Below are 16,758 nucleotides of genomic sequence, written 5' to 3' on the forward strand. Positions count from 1 at the left end.
ATAAGCTATTATATTCAAGGAGAATTAATTGATTATCGTTTTTTTATTCATTCCGACATATCAATAATTAAATCTTACTTATTTCAATTTAAATATGAATTTTTTCTTATAATTTTAAGTTATTTAATACTTATTTATTTTATTGTTAAAATTAATGTTAAAAAATTCATAAAAAAAATAATATATTTTCCCTTATTTTTTTTAGTATTCTTGTCGATTACACTGCCTAACAAAAGTGCAATTTATAAACTTTATGAAGTAAATAAAATTTATAATGGCAGTTTAATTTATGATGTAAAATCAAAAACAAACAGTGAAGAAAATTATAAAAATTTTATTATCAAAAATAATTTAGATAAATATCAAAAAAATATAGAAACATTTGAAATTCCAGATAAAAATATAATATTAATTACTCTAGAGTCTGTAGACGATGGTTTTATTTTTAACACTCCAGAACTTACACCCAATCTTAACAAGATAATAAAAAAATGGCACTTTAAGAAAATTAAAGACATTGATGGTTGTAGCTGGTCTGTAGGATCTCTGTATTGTTTAATGACAGGATTGCCTGCTTATTTTCCATTTGAAAAAAACAAAATTTTTCAAAATACTTCGAAAATCAATTTAAACACACTTAGCAAAGTTTTTAAAGAATCTAATTATTCAAATATTGAATATTTTGTTGGGGAGTCCAATTTTGTTGGTACTGGAGATTTGTTAAAATCAATTGGATTTGATCTAAAAGATCATTCTAAAATTACTGGTAAATTTAAAATTTATCCTAATACTTTTGGCTATCACGATAAAGATTTATTTTATGAGTTAAAACAAAATTTAAAAAAACTAAATGATGAAAAAAAATCTTTCGTTACATTTGCTGCAACTATAAATACTCATTTGAATGGTATTAGAGATGAAAGAATGACATCTATTATTGGAGATAATTATGAAAATGATGTAGAGCATGCTGTAAAATCATTAGATTATTTAGTTGGAGATTTTATTAATTTTTTAGAACATGAAGGAATTTTAAAAAATACTTCTGTATTTATTGTACCAGATCATTTTTTTCCAAAAAACAAATCGTTAAAACAAATAAATGATAAAATAAATAAAACAGAACGTTCTTTATATATAATATCCAATAACAACATCATCTCTCATGAAGATCCTTCTCAACTCGATATAGCAAATATAATTTTAGACTCAGTTGGAATAAAAAGTAATGTAGAATTTTTTAATCAAAATAATTCTATTTCAAATATAAATGAATTTATAAATAAAAATTCAAATTTTTTTTCAAAATTTAATAATGAAAATATAATCTATAATAAACCTTTAGAAAAAATCGTAATATCTGTAAAAAATAATAATTTAACTATAAAGTCTGATAAAAATGAGGTTTTTAATTTAAATCTAAATAACAATATATCTTCATACATTAATCTTCTATTTGATAAAAATTTTAATTTTATAAATGACGAATACAAAAAAGAAACTTCTACTCCTAGAAAAATTAGAAAAGAAGATGAGGTATTTAACTATAATATTTTAACAATATTTAAAAAAAATAATATCATGATGAGTGGAAAAATTATTAACGCAAAAGACAAAACATCCTATAATTTAAAAATCAATAACAACAATATAAATATTAATATTCCAAATATAAGCAAAAAAAACAATATTCAAATTTATTCAACTGATAAAGAAAGGTTTATTGCACATGCTGGAGGCGGTGTTAATGGGATTAAGTATTTAAATTCTGTAGAAGCTCTTAATCACAACTATAATTTGGGATTTAGAATGTTTGAGCTTGACCTGCAGCTTACTAAAGATGGATATATTGTTGCAACACATGATTGGAAAAAATGGAAAGAAAATACAAATTATAAAGGTGAAATACCTCCTTTGTTATCTGACTTCAATAATGCAAGCTATAAAAATGGACATCAGGGATTGAATTACTTAAAAATAAATAATTGGTTTAAAAAAAATAAAGATGCAATTTTAATAACAGATAAATTAAGAAGTTTAGAAAAGATTGAAGAACAAATTAATATAGATAAATCAAAAATAATAATAGAAGTATTTAATAGTAAAGATCTTAAAAAATTTAGAAATAAAGATTATAATGTAATTGCTAATATTGATTTTTTAAATGAAATAGAAAATCCAATAACTTACCTCAAAAAAAATAATGTATCATTTATTGCAGCTTCCCATAAAATTAAAGAAAAATATAAAAATAATATTTTTAATATATTGCAAAATTTATTTGGAAAAAATATTGAAAAACAATTGATCGAAAATAATTTTAAAATATTTGCTTACAACTTGAATGAAAAAAAAGATACAGTAAATGAATTAGATATTATTTGTAAATATAGAGATGTATTCTATGGAATGTACGCAGATTTTTGGGATTTCACAAAAGAAAATGTTGAATGTATAAATTAATCATAAAAATTCATAATAAAAATATCATAAATAATTTTGAAAATTAAGATGATCGTAATCCGTAAAATTATTAGATTATGTTTATTTTCTCTCATACTATTTCTAATTGTAGTTAGTTTTGATCTTTTAATAAATTTTTTTTTACCAGAAAATATTAAGAAAAATATAGGTGTAACTAAGAACTACTCTTTAAAATCAAAAAAATTTCATCATGAAATTGCGCCTAATATTGACGTGTATGAGTTTTGGGGAGAGAAAAAATACAAAGTTGTAACAAACCAATATGGAATGAGAATTAACACAAACAATACTTATGACGATAATAAAAAAAATATAGGTTTTATGGGAGACTCTTTTGTTTATGGTTCTGGAATTAAATTTGAAGATCATTTTATAAATCATATTAAAAATCAAAACAGCAACTTCAATTATTTAAATCTTGGTTATGTTAGCTATTCGCCATCTATTTATTATAAAAAAATAATTCATTTTGTTAAAAATGAAAATTTAAAATTTGATAAAATTTTTTTATTCATAGATACATCAGATATACAAGATGAAGGTTTGTTTTATCGAGAAGATAAATATGGAAATATTGTTAGAAAATGGAATACAGATGAGGAAGTAAAATTTAAAAATTTTAAATATTTTTTTAAAAATTACTTAAAACAAAATTCTTTTGTATTTAAATTCTATGAAATATTTGGTTTGAATTCTGTCAACGAAAGATCCCAATTATGTTTAGATAAAAAAAATTCAATTAAAAATTTTAAAAAATTTTTAGATTATGAAAGATTTGGGTATGCTTTTAATGATGAAATAAATTTATCTGATTGGGCTATAAATGGTCAAATTAAGACTTTAAATTATTTAACAAAAATAAAAAATTTTTTAGATATGAATAAGATTGAACTACTAATCGTATATTACCCTAGCGCTATAGATGTTTTAGAGGGTAATTATAATAAAATTCAAAGTAGACATTATAATTTGCTAAATAGTTGGTCAAAAGAAAATAATGTCACTTTTATAGATACCAATGAAGATTTTTTTATTTCATCAGACCCCATCAAAAACTACAAAGAAAACCATATAATTTGTGATATTCATTGGAATTCGGGTGGACATAAAATTATAGCTAAACATATTATTGGTAATTTAAAAAATAATTAATAAAATCAATTAATCCAGTTCAAATTTTTCCTTATAATTTTTTTTAAGATTTAGATTTTGTTTTGATTTATCTAATATACAATTTCCAATAACTAAATAATCTAATTCTGTACCCATAAAACAATTAAATGCATCCAAAGGAGTATTAACTATTGGTTCACCTCTTACATTAAAAGATGTATTTACTAAAACAGGGCATCCTGTTTTCTCTTTAAATTTTGTGACTAAATCAAAATATTTTCTATTATTTTTTTTATCTATGGTTTGTATTCTTGCAGAATAATCTACATGAGTTACTGCTGGAATTTCTGATCTTTTGATATTCAATTTATCTATACCAAATAATTTTTTTTGTTCTTCTGTCATTTCAATTTTTTTATCTTTTTTTATATGTGAAACTAAAAGCATATATGGGCTATCTATATTAATATCAAACCAATTGTTTAAATCTTCTTTAAGGATTGAAGGTGCGAAAGGTCTAAAACTTTCTCTGTATTTCACTTTTAAATTTAAGTTTTTCTGAGTAGCTTCTGATCTGGGATCACCTAAAATTGACCGACACCCCAATGCTCTTGGTCCAAATTCCATTCTTCCTTGAAACCAACCTATAGCTTTTTCTTTTGATAATAGATCAGCAGTCACTTCTATTAAATTTTCATATTCTAAAACTTCAAAATTTGCCCCTATTTCCCTTAAATGTATTTCAATTTGATCTTGAGAAAATTCTGGGCCAAGATATGAACCATGCATGCTATCGTTTGGATTTATTTCACGTGATTTATTAAATTCCAGGTGCCATAATGCTAAAGCTGCACCCAAAGCACCACCAGCATCACCAGCAGCAGGTTGTATCCAAATTTTATCAAATATTTTTTCTTCAAGAATTTTTCCATTTGCAACACAATTTAAAGCTACACCCCCAGCCATACACAAATTGTTTATTCCATATTCAATTTTTAATGATTTTAATAATTTTATCATTATGTTTTCAGTAACTTTTTGGATGGAAGCAGCAATATCCATGTGAAATTGAGTAAGTTTATCTTTCAATGGATTCCTTGGTTCAGAATCAAACAGAATATGAAATTTTTTACTTGTCATTGTTAAACCAGTTGCATAATTAAAATAACTTTGATCAAGTCTAAAAGTTCCATCATTTTTAACATCAATTATTTTGTAAATTTTATCTTCATAAATTGGATTACCATAAGGTGCTAAACCCATTAATTTATACTCTCCGCTATTTACTTTAAATCCTGTAAAATAGGTAAAAGCTGAATACAAAAGTCCAAGGGAATGAGGAAAGTGTATTTCTTTCTTTATTTCAAGATTATTGCCTTTACCAATAGCTACAGTTGTGGTCGCCCACTCTCCCACTCCATCAGCAGTTAAAATAATAGCTTCATTAAACGGAGATGGAAAAAATGCACTTGAAGCATGACTTAAATGATGATCTGAGAAAAAAATATTTTTGTCAGATTTATAATCTTCGTCATGTTCTTTAAGTTTATTAAATAATAAGTTTTTTTGAAAAAGTTTTTCTTTAATCCACAAAGGCATAGCTTTACTAAATGATAAGAAACCTTTTGGAGCAAATGCAACGTAAGTTTCTAGTAAACGTTCAAACTTTAAGAAAGGTTTTTCAAAAAAAACTATTTGATCAACTTCACTTAATTTAATTCCTGAAAAATTTAAAACAAAATTAATTGCATTTTTAGGATAACTAGGGTCATGTTTTTTTCTTGTGAACCTTTCCTCTTGGGCAGCAGCTGTAATTTTACCATCTATTAAGAGACAAGCAGCACTATCATGATAAAACGCAGATATACCTAAAATTTTAGTCACTTAAAAAATAGTATAAATAAATGGCGCAACAGCAGAACCTTGAGTCAAAACAATTAAGCCACCAAATAAAGCCAAAACTATTATTATTGGTAAAAGCCAATATTTTTTTCTTACTTTTAAAAATTCCCAAAATTCCTTAATAAAATCCATTTTAAAATTGATTTTTCATTGTACTTTTAGTTTCATTTTTTTTTATCCAGTAAGAATCACTATTATCAAATTTTAATCCTAATAAATCTTTTCTTAAAACTCTCATAATTATTGCTATTGGCGTTACAATGATAAAAAAAATAACACCCATAATCAATGGCGAAACAATCTTTCCTAAAAAAATTCCAAATTTAAACCAAGCATAGTTAAATGGAGTTAAAATTTTTGAATTAATTATGCCTAAAATAAGAAAGATTAAAGATAAGACCAATGACCAATATCTAACACCTCCATTATTTAAAAGAGGATAAATAGCTATAATTAGAAAAAATATAAAAAAAACTATTCCGAAATTTTTGTTTGAATTTATTTTTATATTTTCCATTTTAAAGTTATTATTACAAAAAAGACAGATAACAAATATTAAATTTAAACATCAGTTTTTGCTTTAAATTTCTCATAAATTAGTCTTAATCTTACACCAAAACTTAAAAAAGGTTCAGGAGGTAGCCAAGTTGGTTTGTTTCTTTTTTCGATAGTCTCTATTTCTAAACTATTTTCACCAATTGCTTTAATTGCAATTTGTTCACCAAATAAAGTTCCTACACCAATACCTGAGCCATTATAACAACCAGCAGCAAAAATATTATCATCAATTTTTTCAAATATTTGAGAGCTATTTCTTGTTCTTGAGACAATACCTGACCAAGAGAACTCGATTATATCTTTAGGTAATTGAGGAAATCTTTTTTGTATTCCAATTTTCTGATTTAAAGATCTTTTTTGAAGAGTAGAATTTGACATGCTAAATGGATTGTGAACTTCTGCAGTATTTCTTATCAAAATTCTTCTATCTTTTGTCATTCTAATTGTTGCACCCATTGGTCTTACAGGTAGTACTCCCCATTCTTTTGGTTCTCCAATAGATTTGAATTCTTCATCAGACAATCTTCTTGTCATACTAGCAGTTAAAGTAATTGGAAAATTATAATTTGATTTTATACCTAATGATTTCAAGAAACCATTCGTGGCAAAAATAATATTTTTTGTTTTAATTATTCCGTTTTTAAAATTACAAGATATAAAATCTTTATTTTTAGACCAATTTAATAAACAAGAATTTTCATACAAAAAAACATTAGTAGGAAGAACATCAACCATTGCTCTAACTAATTTTCCTGGATGTAGTAGAATACCACCCTTTGTGTAAAGTCCGATATTATAAAAACTAGTACCTAATTTTTCAGACAATTCTTTGTTTCCTAATAAACTGTGTTCAAAGCCTAACTTAGTTAATGTATTTGAAAAATTTTCTAAAATTTTTTTATCTTCAATTTTTGATGAAGCAAAATATTTACCACTTTCATTCCAATCACAATCAACTTGATGTTCTTTAATAAATTTTTTTACCACATCTATTCCTAATGAATAAATATCAGCTTTCTTTTTATAATTTTGCAGTTCTTTATTTGATGTGAAACCATCATTCAGTGTTGTATCAACTAAATAACCTGAATTTCTTCCACTAGCACCCTCACCAGCTAACTGAGCATCTGCTAGTATAATTTTTAAATTTGAATTTATTTGAGCTAATTTTCTTGCAGCGGACAGACCTGTATAACCAGCTCCTATTATTAACCAATCACACTCATCGTTTGATAAAAGAGACCTGATGTTTGTTCTTGGATTAAGGTCATTAATCCAACTACAGCTATTATCGTTAGTCACTTCCATGAAGTGACTTTACGATAATTGATAAATTTTTAAAAGATTTTAAGAGTTTAATGAAGGTTGTTTCTTCATATCTGCTTTGTTGATACCAGCAACTCTTACCGGTTTCTTCATAGCATCTCTTCTGAATGGCTCGCCAAGTTCTTGGTTTAGAATTACTTCTATAAATGTTGTAATTCCTTTCTTTTGATCTTCACAAGATTGCTTGATTGCATTTGTTGTTTCTTCCATTGTTCTAACAGTTACACCTTTTAAACCACATGCATCAGCAACTTTAGCGTAACTTAATTCAGGGTCTAGCTCCGTTCCAACAAAATTATTATCAAACCATAGAGTAGTATTTCTTTTTTCTGCACCCCATTGATAATTTCTGAAAATTACCATTGTAATTGCAGGCCATTCTTCCCTAGCACATGAGCTCATCTCATTCATGCTGATTCCAAAAGCTCCGTCACCAGCAAAACCAATTACTGGAGTATCAGGACAACCAATTTTTGCACCTAGTATAGATGGAAATCCATAACCACAAGGTCCAAATAAACCTGGGGCTAAATATTTTCTTGGTTTTTCAAAAGTTGGGTAAGCATTACCAATTGCACAATTATTTCCAATATCACTTGAGATAATTACGTCATCAGGCATACCAGATTGAATTGCTCTCCAAGCTTGTCTTGGTGACATTCTATCTGAATCTCTTTCTCTAGCTTCTTTATTCCAAACTGTTCCCTCATCATCATCTTCATGATCTAAACTTGAGAGTTTTTGTAACCATGCAGATTTTGTTTGGTGAATTAAATCTTTTCTAGCCTGTCTATCTGTATCTCCAGCGTTTGAAGATAGTTTTGCTAAAATTTGCTCTGCGACTAATTTTGCATCACCACTAATTCCAACTGTTACTTTTTTAGTCAAACCAATTCTATCAGGATTAATATCTACTTGAATGATGTTTGCATTTTTTGGCCAATAATCAATTCCATATCCTGGTAAAGTTGAAAATGGATTTAATCTTGTGCCTAGTGCTAAAACAACATCAGCTTTTGAAATCAATTCCATTGCAGCTTTAGAACCATTATAACCTAAAGGTCCTACTGCTAATGGGTGACTTCCTGGAAAGCTATCGTTATGTTGATAACCAGAACATACTGGTGCATCTAATTTCTCAGCAAGATTTTTAGTTGCATCAATAGCTCCACCAATTACAACTCCGGCACCGGACAGTATTACTGGAAATTTTGCATTAGATAATAACTCAGCAGCTTTTGATACTGCTTCGTTACCTCCGCCTTGTCTTTCTAATCTAACAATTGGTGGTAAATCAATATCAATAACCTGGCACCAATAATCCCTTGGAACGTTTATTTGTGCAGGAGCTGATCCTCTTATTGCTTTTTCAATTACTCTATTTAGAACTTCTGCCATTCTTGAAGGGTCTCTAACCTCTTCTTGATAACAAACCATATCTTTAAACAAGTTCATTTGTTCTACTTCTTGAAAACCACCTTGACCCATAGTTTTGTTTGCAGCTTGTGGTGTTACCAATAATAGAGGAGTATGGTTCCAGTATGCAGTTTTAATTGGAGTTACTAATCCTGTTATTCCTGGCCCATTTTGTGCTATGACCATAGACATTTTACCTGTTGCTCTTGTGTAACCATCAGCAATTAAACCACCATTTGTTTCGTGTGCTACATCCCAAAAAGTAATTCCTGCATCAGGAAAAATATCTGATATTGGCATAAAAGCAGAACCAATAATTCCAAAAGCGTGCTCAATACCATGCATTTGTAAAACTTTTACAAAAGCTTCTTCTGTTGTCATTTTTGTCATAAGACTAGAACCCCTCTAAAGTATAATTATTAAGAATTTATAAAATTCGTTTGTCAATTTTTCGGATTAATATATAAGATTTTCATAATTTCAAACAAACAATTCGACACAACATTATGGCTACAGACATTATTATACACGACGAAAAAGACAACGTAGGAGTAGTTGTTATTGAAAAAATCGCTCCAAAACAGGACTGCTCTTGCTGGATCATGGAAAATGACAAGACAGTTAACATTCAATCTGAAGATGAAATCCCTTTAGGACACAAAATTGCTATGAGTGATTTAAATGAAGGTGACACTATTATTAAATATGGTCACGATATTGGTAAAGTAGTCAAATCAATTAAAAAAGGTGAACACGTACACGTTCACAATGTTAAAACAAAGAAGTGGTAGTAATATGGAAATCCCAAAAAGTTTTTTAGGTTATAAAAGAGAAAACGGCAGAGCCGGAACAAGAAATCATGTAATTATTTTACCTGTAGATGATATTTCTAATGCTTGTGCAGAAGCTGTTGCAAACAATATCAAAGGCACCATTGCGCTACCTCACTCGTATGGAAGACTGCAGTTTGGTGCTGATTTAGAGTTACATTTTAGAACAATGATAGGTACAGCAAAAAACCCAAATGTTGCTGCTGCCATAATTATTGGTATTGAGCCAAAATGGACAAAAAGAATTGTTGATGAAGTAGCAAAAACTGGAAAACCTGTTGAAGGTTTTAGCATTGAGGGTGCTGGTGACATTGAGACAATCATGAAAGCCTCGAAAAAAGCTCAAGAATTTTCAATGTGGGCTTCTGAAAAACAAAGAGAAGAGTGTCCAATAAGTGATCTTTGGATTTCTGTAAAATGTGGAGAGTCTGATACTACTTCAGGTCTTGCATCTAATCCTACAGTTGGAAATCTAATGGACAAATTGGAGCCATTAGGGGTTCATTTGTGTTTTGGTGAAACTTCGGAACTAACAGGTGCAGAAACTGTTTGTGAAAAAAGAGGTAAAACTCCAGAAGCACAAGAGAAGTTTAAAAAAACTTGGAATGAATACAACGATTTTATTTTAAAAGAAGCAACAGATGATTTATCAGAAAGTCAACCAACAGCTGGAAATATTGCTGGAGGACTAACTACAATTGAAGAAAAAGCATTTGGAAATTTTCAAAAAATAGGATCAAGACAATTTGTAGATGTTTTAACACCTGCTGAAGAACCACAAAAAGGTCCAGGATTATATTTTATGGATACTTCATCAGCTGCAGCTGAATGTGTTACTTTACAAGCTGCTGGTGGTTTTAATATTCACTTGTTCCCGACAGGACAAGGAAATATTATTGGAAACCCAATTGAACCAGTTGTTAAATTAACAGCTAATCCATTAACAGCAGTCAGCATGAAAGAACATATCGACTGTGATGTTTCTAAAATTCTTTCTAGAGAAATGAATTTGGATCAAGCTGGTGATGAACTAATTAAAGCAACTATTAGAACAGCTAATGGAAGGTTAACTTGTGCTGAAGCTTTAGGTCATAGAGAATTTGTAATGACTAAGCTTTACAGAAGTGCTTAATTAAAAACTCAAATTTATGGCTCAAAATAAGTACCTGGTACTTTTACCCGGTATTATACTTGCGTTTGTTCTTTACACACTATCACAAGGTTTTAATAATATTATTGGCACCGAGTTATTAGGATATGAAAAAAGTCCTATATCTACCGCAATGATAGCAATCCTTTTAGGAATGTTCTTTGGAAATGTTTTTAAAATAAGAGAAAGTTTCATAAGAGGTTTAGATTTTACTCAAAAAAATATTTTAAAACTTGGAATTATTTGCTTAGGAATTCAATTAAAACCTTTTGAGTTTCTTGAATTTGGTGCAATTGCTATTCCTTTAATAATAATTTGTATCGTTAGTGTATTGGTTGTCATTAAACTTTTGATCAACAAATTAAAAATTCCTAGGAATATGGCTTATCTTATTTCTATAGGAAGCACAGTATGTGGAACAACAGCAATCATGGCAACTGCCCCTGTTATTGGTGCAAAAAAAAATGAGATATCTTATGCGATTGCGAATATCACTTTGTTTGGAATTCTTTCAATGTTGATCTACCCATACTTTGCAAATTTTTATTTTAATGGTGAACCACTTCTAATTGGTTTATTTTTAGGAACTTCTATACATGAAACAGCGCAAGTAGCGGCGGCTGGATTGATCTATGATCAACAATTCAATAGTCCAGAGACTTTAAATGTAGCAACAGTTACTAAACTAATAAGAAATACTTTTTTGATTATTATGATACCTTTGTTTGCTTATCTTTATAACAGAGGACAAACTAAAGAAAAAAAATACTCAATAATTGATATTTTTCCCTATTTTGTACTTGGATTTGTTGTAATGATTATCGTTCGAAATGTTGGTGATCAACTTTTTATTATAAACAATAGTGAACTTTGGCTTAGCATTGTAGATGGTATTAAATCTTTATCAAAAATATTCTTAACAATGGCAATGGCAGCAATTGGTATGTCTACAAATTTAAGAGATATAAAAAATATGGGATACAAACCTTTTGTGGTTGGATTTGTTGGAATGGCTACTGTTGGGATTGTTTGTTTAGGGACTATTGAATTATATCTTTACTTACTTAATTAAGATTTCTTCAACATTTGTTTTTTAAAATTTGAAAAAAATCTTCTTATAAATGCTGCTGCTACACCTAGAAATATTGCAAACATTATTGAAAATAAGCCATAAAAGAATGGCATCTCATTAGAAAAATCTAAAATAAATTGTGAGAAGAAATTTAAGTCAGGAATTACAGAAGTGTTTGTTTCATTTGTATCATGATCTGCAAAAAATGAGTCGTAAGCAATAGCAATACCAACTGCTAAAATCAAAATAGCCATCAATGCTCTTAATCCTGAGCTATCAATTTTTTCTCCTAGTTTTTGTCCAATCTGAACACCAATTATAGAACCAATAACAAGTAGAAATACTAAAAGTAAATCAATCGAGCCATAATTAAATGAATGCAAGAAAGTAACAATTACGCTTACAAAAATAGTAACAAAAAGCGATGTTCCAGGAACAAGTTTGGTTGGCATCTTTATAATATAAATCATTGCTGGTACCAATATAAATGCTCCACCTATTCCCATTATTGCGGCAATAAAACCAACAACTAAACCAATAATTATAGGAGTAAAAATACTTTCATATAACTTTGATTTTGGAAATCTCATTCTTAAAGGAAGACCATGGATCCAATAATGAACATGTAATTTTTTTTTAACTAAAATGTTCTTTTTTGCTCTATCTATTTCTCCTAGACTTTCGACTAACATTAAAGACCCAATGATTGCTAAAATATACATATAAGCTAAAGAAATTACCGTATCTATCTTTCCGATACCTTTAAAATAAGAAAAAGTAAAAATTCCTAATGAGGTACCTATAGCACCACCAATGACAATCATTAAACCCATTTTGTAATCTAAAGTATTTTTTAAATAATGCGTTGTTGAACCAGAAACTGAAGTGGCTAAGATATTGTTAGCTTCATTTGCAACTGCGTAAGCAGGAGGAATTCCTAAAAAAATTAAAAAAGGTGTCATTAAAAAACCACCACCTACTCCAAACAATCCAGAAAGGACACCAACGATTGCGCTTAATATAAGTATTTCTATTGGATTAACAAAAACTTGAGCGATGGGTAAAAATACATCCATTTAAATAATTAAATTGTTTAAAAACAATTTAGTTAAAAGTAATAAAAGTTCCAACTATAATAACTCCCCAATAAGCAGCTAGACTTAAAAATATACCTGTTTTCACTAAAGAAACTTTTAAGCTAGTAAGTTTATTGAAAATTTTTACGTTAGAAAATTGCATTAAGTGCGTCAATACACCCAGAGAACAAATTGTCAAATATTATTTTAAAAAATTAGATAAATTTTTTTCTAATAGATCGTTGCACCAAAAACTTTAACCATTCCATCCTCAACACCTAAAACCAACCTTCCCAAAAATTCTCCTGGTATTTCTTTGTTGGTCTGTTTTATCAAAACGGTTATATGCTCTCCTCTTCTAAGACAACCAAAGGGCTCGAAAGTTTCATGAAGATTTGTAATTAGCTTATTGTTAGCCCATTGTTTTCCAAGCTCTACTTCATTGGCTCCAAAGAGCATCTGAGTTGAAAAATCTCTAGTAAATCCACCATAATCTTTAAGGTTTGATGATTTGATTAGATTGAACCAAATAGGTTTAGCCAACTCATATATTTCATCGTCTTTTTTTGATAAAATATCCATAACTTATCTATTTCTAATTAAAGTATCTTAAGAAGCTTTTTTCTTCTCGTTCTCATCCACGATGTGGTAGACAGGAACCTTCTCCATACTAAATTTACCAGTTTTTGGATCTCTTCTAGAAACTGTCAGACAATGCCAATTATCATCATCAAGTTTCATATGATCTCCTCTATAATAGTATCCTGGCCATCTAGTTTCTTCTCTAAATAAAGTATGTTCAGTTACACACTGAGAAGTTAAAGCTCTATGTTTTAATTCCCAAGCTCTCATCAATTGGTGATAATCCTCAGCACCAACATGTTCAAGGTCTTCTTGAAGCCATTCAAGCAATTCAAGGCCTCTTTTCAACATATTGCCATTGGTCATATAATTAGATGTAATACCACCTACATATTCATCCATAATCTTCTGTAGTCTTTGTAGACCTTGTATTGGTGATATATAACTAGGAGAAACAGTTCCTCCTGTTATTTCGTTTTGTGCAACAGTGTAGTTTTCAAGTGGTTTGTAGACCATAGCTTTAAAATCTTCACATTGTTTGTCTGAAACCTTAACACCTTCAGCTTTTTTATCTTCGATATACTTAACAGCAGCTTTAGCAGCTAATCTACCTTCTGTGAAAGATCCAGATGAAAACTTATGAGCACTTCCACCCACAGTGTCTCCAGCACCAAATAACCCATCAATTGTAAGCATTCTGTTATAACCCCAGAAATATTCTGGTGGAGATAAATCTTCTGGACCACTCACCCAAGCTCCTGAACAAGTAGCGTGTGAACCCATTACATAAGGTTCTGAGGTTGTTAATTCAGGGTTTGTGTATTTAGGGTCAATGTTTTGAGACGCCCATACTACAGCTTGACCAACAGTCATTCCTAAGAAGTTCTCCCAACCAACTGTCTCTAAGTGTGGATCCTGGAAAGCCTCAGTTGTAACCATATGAATTGGTCCACCACCGGCAGCAACTTCCTGAATAAAAGCATGGTTTCTTAAACAAGTAGGTGTTGGATGATGATCAATATATTCTCCAACTAGCTCTTTAGTTTGATCATACCATTTTTTCTCATAATTCTCACCATTAGCATTCTGAGTATATGTTTTTAAGTGTAAGAAATAGGCTCCAACAGGACCATAACCATCTTTAAATCTACATAACACAATTCTATTTTCCATTTGTGTCATTTTAGCTCCAGCAGCAATCGGAAGTGCGTAAGCTGAACCATTACTCCATGGAGCGTACCAAGTTCTACCCATTCCTTCTCCAACTGCTCTTGGTTTGAAGATGTGAGAAGCACCACCAGCTGCAACTATAACAGCTTTTGCTCTAAATACATGAAAATCACCCGTTCTCATGTTGAAACCTACAGCTCCACCAATTCTATTATCTTGAGACTCATCCATAAGTAAATGAGTGATCATTATTCTATTATAAATTTTGTCAGCAGATTTTTTTGCCGCCTCAGCAACAATAGGTTTGTAACTTTCACCATGAATCATGATCTGCCATTTACCTTCTCTTAAATATCTTCCGGTTTGTTCATTTTTCATCATTGGAAGACCCCATTCATCAAACATGTGAACAGTAGAGTCTACATGTCTAGCCATGTCGTAACCTAAATCTTCTCTAACCATTCCCATTAAGTCATTTCTTGCATATCTAACATGGTCTTCAGGTTGATTTTCTCCCCATTGCATTCCCATGTAACAATTGATTGCATAAAGACCTTGAGCAACAGCTCCACTTCTATCTATGTTTGCTTTTTCTACACAAACAATTTTCATATCTCTTCCCCAGTGTCTAGCTTCGAACGTAGCACCCGTTCCAGCCATACCACCGCCAACAACTAATATATCGCAATCTTCGTAATGTGTCTTGTGTCTAGCCATTAGTAATAAACTCCTTTTTTAAATGACTCTTTTGGAACTGATGGTAGTTCACCGTCAATATTTAAACCTTCTGGTTCAGTATAAAGTCTTTGTGAATTAATCTCACCTTGGTTTGGTTTATCACCTTCAGCAAGTTTTGGAATAAATTTACCCCATGGTTTTGTGGTAATTGGAGAAACAAAGTTTTTCTCTGTTCCATTTCTAAATTTGATCTTCCATGAGATTGTTCCTTTTTCTTCTTCTCTTCTAACTCTAACGCTATGACCCATAGGAGCAAAATCAGCATAACCTCTTACATCAATTGCATGATTTGGGCATGCTTTTACACATGAATAACATTCCCAACAAAAGTTAGGTTCAATATTTTTTGCACGTCTGATATTTTCATCTATGTGCATAATATCTGATGGACAAATATCCACACAGTGACCACAGCCATCACATCTTGTCATGTATACGAAAGTTGACATAATTATTTATTCTCCTTTTTTAATTTCATCATATTAATAGTGTTTAGGTTGTTCTCTTTTAATACCTAAACCAAACTGTTCAGGCGCGTCAGCAGGAGGAGGTAAGTTGTCTCGTGAACCATCTGCTTCTGCTAAATTTTTTTGGATTGCTGCACCAGGTTTATAAAACATGTGTGCAAATTTAGACCAATAAACTCCTCCAAATAAAACTAAATTTGAAAGAACAAATAAAGTCAAAAATAAATAAGATAATCCTGCTTGACCATTAGATTGTGTGTAAGACCACAATAAACCAAAAGTCGAACAAGCTAATAAAGCTAAAACAAATAAATCAGCTTTAATTATTCTGTACCATGGATGCGCTTCCGCAGATACATCTACTCTTAAGAAAAACCAGAACCAATAACCACCAACACATGTAAGTATTGCTCCTACATGCCAAACCATAGACCAAGTAGATGAAGTAGGTTTGTCAGCTCCTGTATAACAAAATACTAAAACAGCTGATGCAATCCAAAATAATATTGTTCCATACATTCCAAGAACGTGCGCAAGTCTTCTTTTTCCAAATCCAAGTTCTGCTGTTGTCCCAATATCATAAACTGTTGTCTTTGCGATAATTGAAGCTCTTTCTCCTGTGCTCAATTCTTTAACAGCATTTGCTTTTGCTTTTTTTGCGTTGTTAAAAAAATAAGTAACATTTTTGTGAACAATCATTTGAATAATTGTTCCAACTGCAATCAAAATAACCATAGCAATTATAAAACTTTGCATTGCAAAAGGTGAGACTGTTTCGGCTAAAATTGAAAAAGGATTTGTAGATAACATAATTTTTAAATATTTATAAAGTTAATTTGAGATTTTCTAATCTAGTTAAATGAAGAGTTCAACC

At 29.8% G+C, this 16,758-nt stretch carries 15 protein-coding genes; 5 read left to right on the plus strand and 10 right to left on the minus strand.

Annotated features, from left to right (window positions below):
- Positions 1-210 precede the first annotated feature (210 nt).
- Together ACTTAR_RS01785 and ACTTAR_RS01790 are read left to right on the plus strand one after the other, a co-directional pair.
- Positions 211-2,463, plus strand: coding sequence for a sulfatase-like hydrolase/transferase (locus ACTTAR_RS01785; protein WP_440697527.1), 2,253 nt, complete (start codon positions 211-213; stop codon positions 2,461-2,463).
- 48 nt (positions 2,464-2,511) lie between these two features.
- Positions 2,512-3,636, plus strand: coding sequence for a hypothetical protein (locus ACTTAR_RS01790; protein WP_440697528.1), 1,125 nt, complete (start codon positions 2,512-2,514; stop codon positions 3,634-3,636).
- A gap of 9 nt (positions 3,637-3,645) precedes the next feature.
- On the opposite strand, the gene ACTTAR_RS01795 is transcribed toward ACTTAR_RS01790, so the two are convergent.
- From ACTTAR_RS01795 to xsc, 5 genes are read right to left on the minus strand one after another with little or no spacing between them, the layout of a single operon-like run.
- Positions 3,646-5,481 (minus strand): carbamoyltransferase family protein, encoded by a 1,836-nt coding sequence (locus tag ACTTAR_RS01795; RefSeq protein ID WP_440697529.1) that lies wholly within the window; start codon positions 5,479-5,481, stop codon positions 3,646-3,648.
- A complete protein-coding gene (locus tag ACTTAR_RS01800) occupies positions 5,482-5,631 on the minus strand; it encodes a DUF5989 family protein (RefSeq protein WP_440680411.1) in 150 nt (49 codons plus the stop codon).
- A 1-nt stretch (position 5,632) separates the two neighbouring features.
- Positions 5,633-6,016, minus strand: coding sequence for an SxtJ family membrane protein (locus tag ACTTAR_RS01805; protein WP_440697530.1), 384 nt, complete (start codon positions 6,014-6,016; stop codon positions 5,633-5,635).
- 44 nt (positions 6,017-6,060) lie between these two features.
- Positions 6,061-7,365 (minus strand): NAD(P)/FAD-dependent oxidoreductase, encoded by a 1,305-nt coding sequence (locus ACTTAR_RS01810; protein WP_440680413.1) that lies wholly within the window; start codon positions 7,363-7,365, stop codon positions 6,061-6,063.
- A 39-nt stretch (positions 7,366-7,404) separates the two neighbouring features.
- Positions 7,405-9,189, minus strand: coding sequence for a sulfoacetaldehyde acetyltransferase (gene xsc / locus ACTTAR_RS01815; RefSeq protein ID WP_440680414.1), 1,785 nt, complete (start codon positions 9,187-9,189; stop codon positions 7,405-7,407).
- Positions 9,190-9,305: 116 nt separating this feature from the next.
- On the opposite strand from xsc, the gene ACTTAR_RS01820 reads away from it, so the two are divergent.
- Genes ACTTAR_RS01820 through ACTTAR_RS01830 form a run of 3 tightly spaced genes read left to right on the plus strand, consistent with a single transcriptional unit; the run spans position 9,306 to position 11,851 of the window.
- Positions 9,306-9,590, plus strand: a complete 285-nt coding sequence (locus ACTTAR_RS01820; RefSeq protein ID WP_440680415.1) for a UxaA family hydrolase — start codon at positions 9,306-9,308, stop codon at positions 9,588-9,590.
- 4 nt (positions 9,591-9,594) lie between these two features.
- The gene (locus ACTTAR_RS01825; RefSeq protein WP_075506613.1) at positions 9,595-10,761 is read left to right on the plus strand and encodes a UxaA family hydrolase; all 1,167 of its coding nucleotides are present in this window, start codon (positions 9,595-9,597) and stop codon (positions 10,759-10,761) included.
- Between the two features lie 16 nt (positions 10,762-10,777).
- Entirely contained in the window at positions 10,778-11,851 is a 1,074-nt protein-coding gene (locus ACTTAR_RS01830) for a YeiH family protein (RefSeq protein ID WP_440680416.1), read from the plus strand.
- Here ACTTAR_RS01830 and ACTTAR_RS01835 read toward each other — a convergent pair.
- From ACTTAR_RS01835 to ACTTAR_RS01855, 5 genes are all read right to left on the minus strand, one after another.
- Positions 11,848-12,927, minus strand: coding sequence for a TSUP family transporter (locus ACTTAR_RS01835; RefSeq protein ID WP_440697531.1), 1,080 nt, complete (start codon positions 12,925-12,927; stop codon positions 11,848-11,850). The genes ACTTAR_RS01830 and ACTTAR_RS01835 overlap by 4 nt on opposite strands.
- Positions 12,928-13,158: 231 nt before the next feature.
- Entirely contained in the window at positions 13,159-13,509 is a 351-nt protein-coding gene (locus ACTTAR_RS01840) for a hypothetical protein (protein WP_440680418.1), read from the minus strand.
- 27 nt (positions 13,510-13,536) lie between these two features.
- Positions 13,537-15,396 (minus strand): adenylyl-sulfate reductase subunit alpha, encoded by a 1,860-nt coding sequence (gene aprA, locus ACTTAR_RS01845; RefSeq protein WP_440680419.1) that lies wholly within the window; start codon positions 15,394-15,396, stop codon positions 13,537-13,539.
- A complete protein-coding gene (aprB, locus tag ACTTAR_RS01850; protein WP_075506608.1) occupies positions 15,396-15,866 on the minus strand; it encodes an adenylyl-sulfate reductase subunit beta in 471 nt (156 codons plus the stop codon). The genes aprA and aprB overlap by 1 nt, the downstream gene beginning before the upstream one ends.
- A 33-nt stretch (positions 15,867-15,899) precedes the next feature.
- Complete coding sequence (locus tag ACTTAR_RS01855) at positions 15,900-16,694, minus strand: adenylyl-sulfate reductase (RefSeq protein ID WP_440680420.1); 795 nt, start codon at positions 16,692-16,694, stop codon at positions 15,900-15,902.
- Positions 16,695-16,758 lie beyond the last annotated feature (64 nt).

This window comes from Candidatus Pelagibacter sp. HIMB1709 (assembly GCF_052047635.1).
Classification (GTDB): Bacteria; Pseudomonadota; Alphaproteobacteria; order Pelagibacterales; family Pelagibacteraceae; genus Pelagibacter.

Excerpts from the sequence above, each read along its gene's own strand:
- ACTTAR_RS01810 (WP_440680413.1), bottom strand. The coding sequence starts at position 7,365 with ATGGAAGTGACTAACGATAATAGCTGTAGTTGGATTAATGACCTTAAT.
- ACTTAR_RS01805 (WP_440697530.1), bottom strand. The coding sequence starts at position 6,016 with ATGGAAAATATAAAAATAAATTCAAACAAAAATTTCGGAATAGTTTTT.
- ACTTAR_RS01840 (WP_440680418.1), bottom strand. The coding sequence starts at position 13,509 with ATGGATATTTTATCAAAAAAAGACGATGAAATATATGAGTTGGCTAAA.
- ACTTAR_RS01820 (WP_440680415.1), top strand. The coding sequence starts at position 9,306 with ATGGCTACAGACATTATTATACACGACGAAAAAGACAACGTAGGAGTA.
- ACTTAR_RS01835 (WP_440697531.1), bottom strand. The coding sequence starts at position 12,927 with ATGGATGTATTTTTACCCATCGCTCAAGTTTTTGTTAATCCAATAGAA.
- ACTTAR_RS01830 (WP_440680416.1), top strand. The coding sequence starts at position 10,778 with ATGGCTCAAAATAAGTACCTGGTACTTTTACCCGGTATTATACTTGCG.
- aprA (WP_440680419.1), bottom strand. The coding sequence starts at position 15,396 with ATGGCTAGACACAAGACACATTACGAAGATTGCGATATATTAGTTGTT.
- ACTTAR_RS01855 (WP_440680420.1), bottom strand. The coding sequence starts at position 16,694 with ATGTTATCTACAAATCCTTTTTCAATTTTAGCCGAAACAGTCTCACCT.
- aprB (WP_075506608.1), bottom strand. The coding sequence starts at position 15,866 with ATGTCAACTTTCGTATACATGACAAGATGTGATGGCTGTGGTCACTGT.
- ACTTAR_RS01800 (WP_440680411.1), bottom strand. The coding sequence starts at position 5,631 with ATGGATTTTATTAAGGAATTTTGGGAATTTTTAAAAGTAAGAAAAAAA.
- ACTTAR_RS01790 (WP_440697528.1), top strand. The coding sequence starts at position 2,512 with ATGATCGTAATCCGTAAAATTATTAGATTATGTTTATTTTCTCTCATA.
- ACTTAR_RS01825 (WP_075506613.1), top strand. The coding sequence starts at position 9,595 with ATGGAAATCCCAAAAAGTTTTTTAGGTTATAAAAGAGAAAACGGCAGA.
- xsc (WP_440680414.1), bottom strand. The coding sequence starts at position 9,189 with ATGACAAAAATGACAACAGAAGAAGCTTTTGTAAAAGTTTTACAAATG.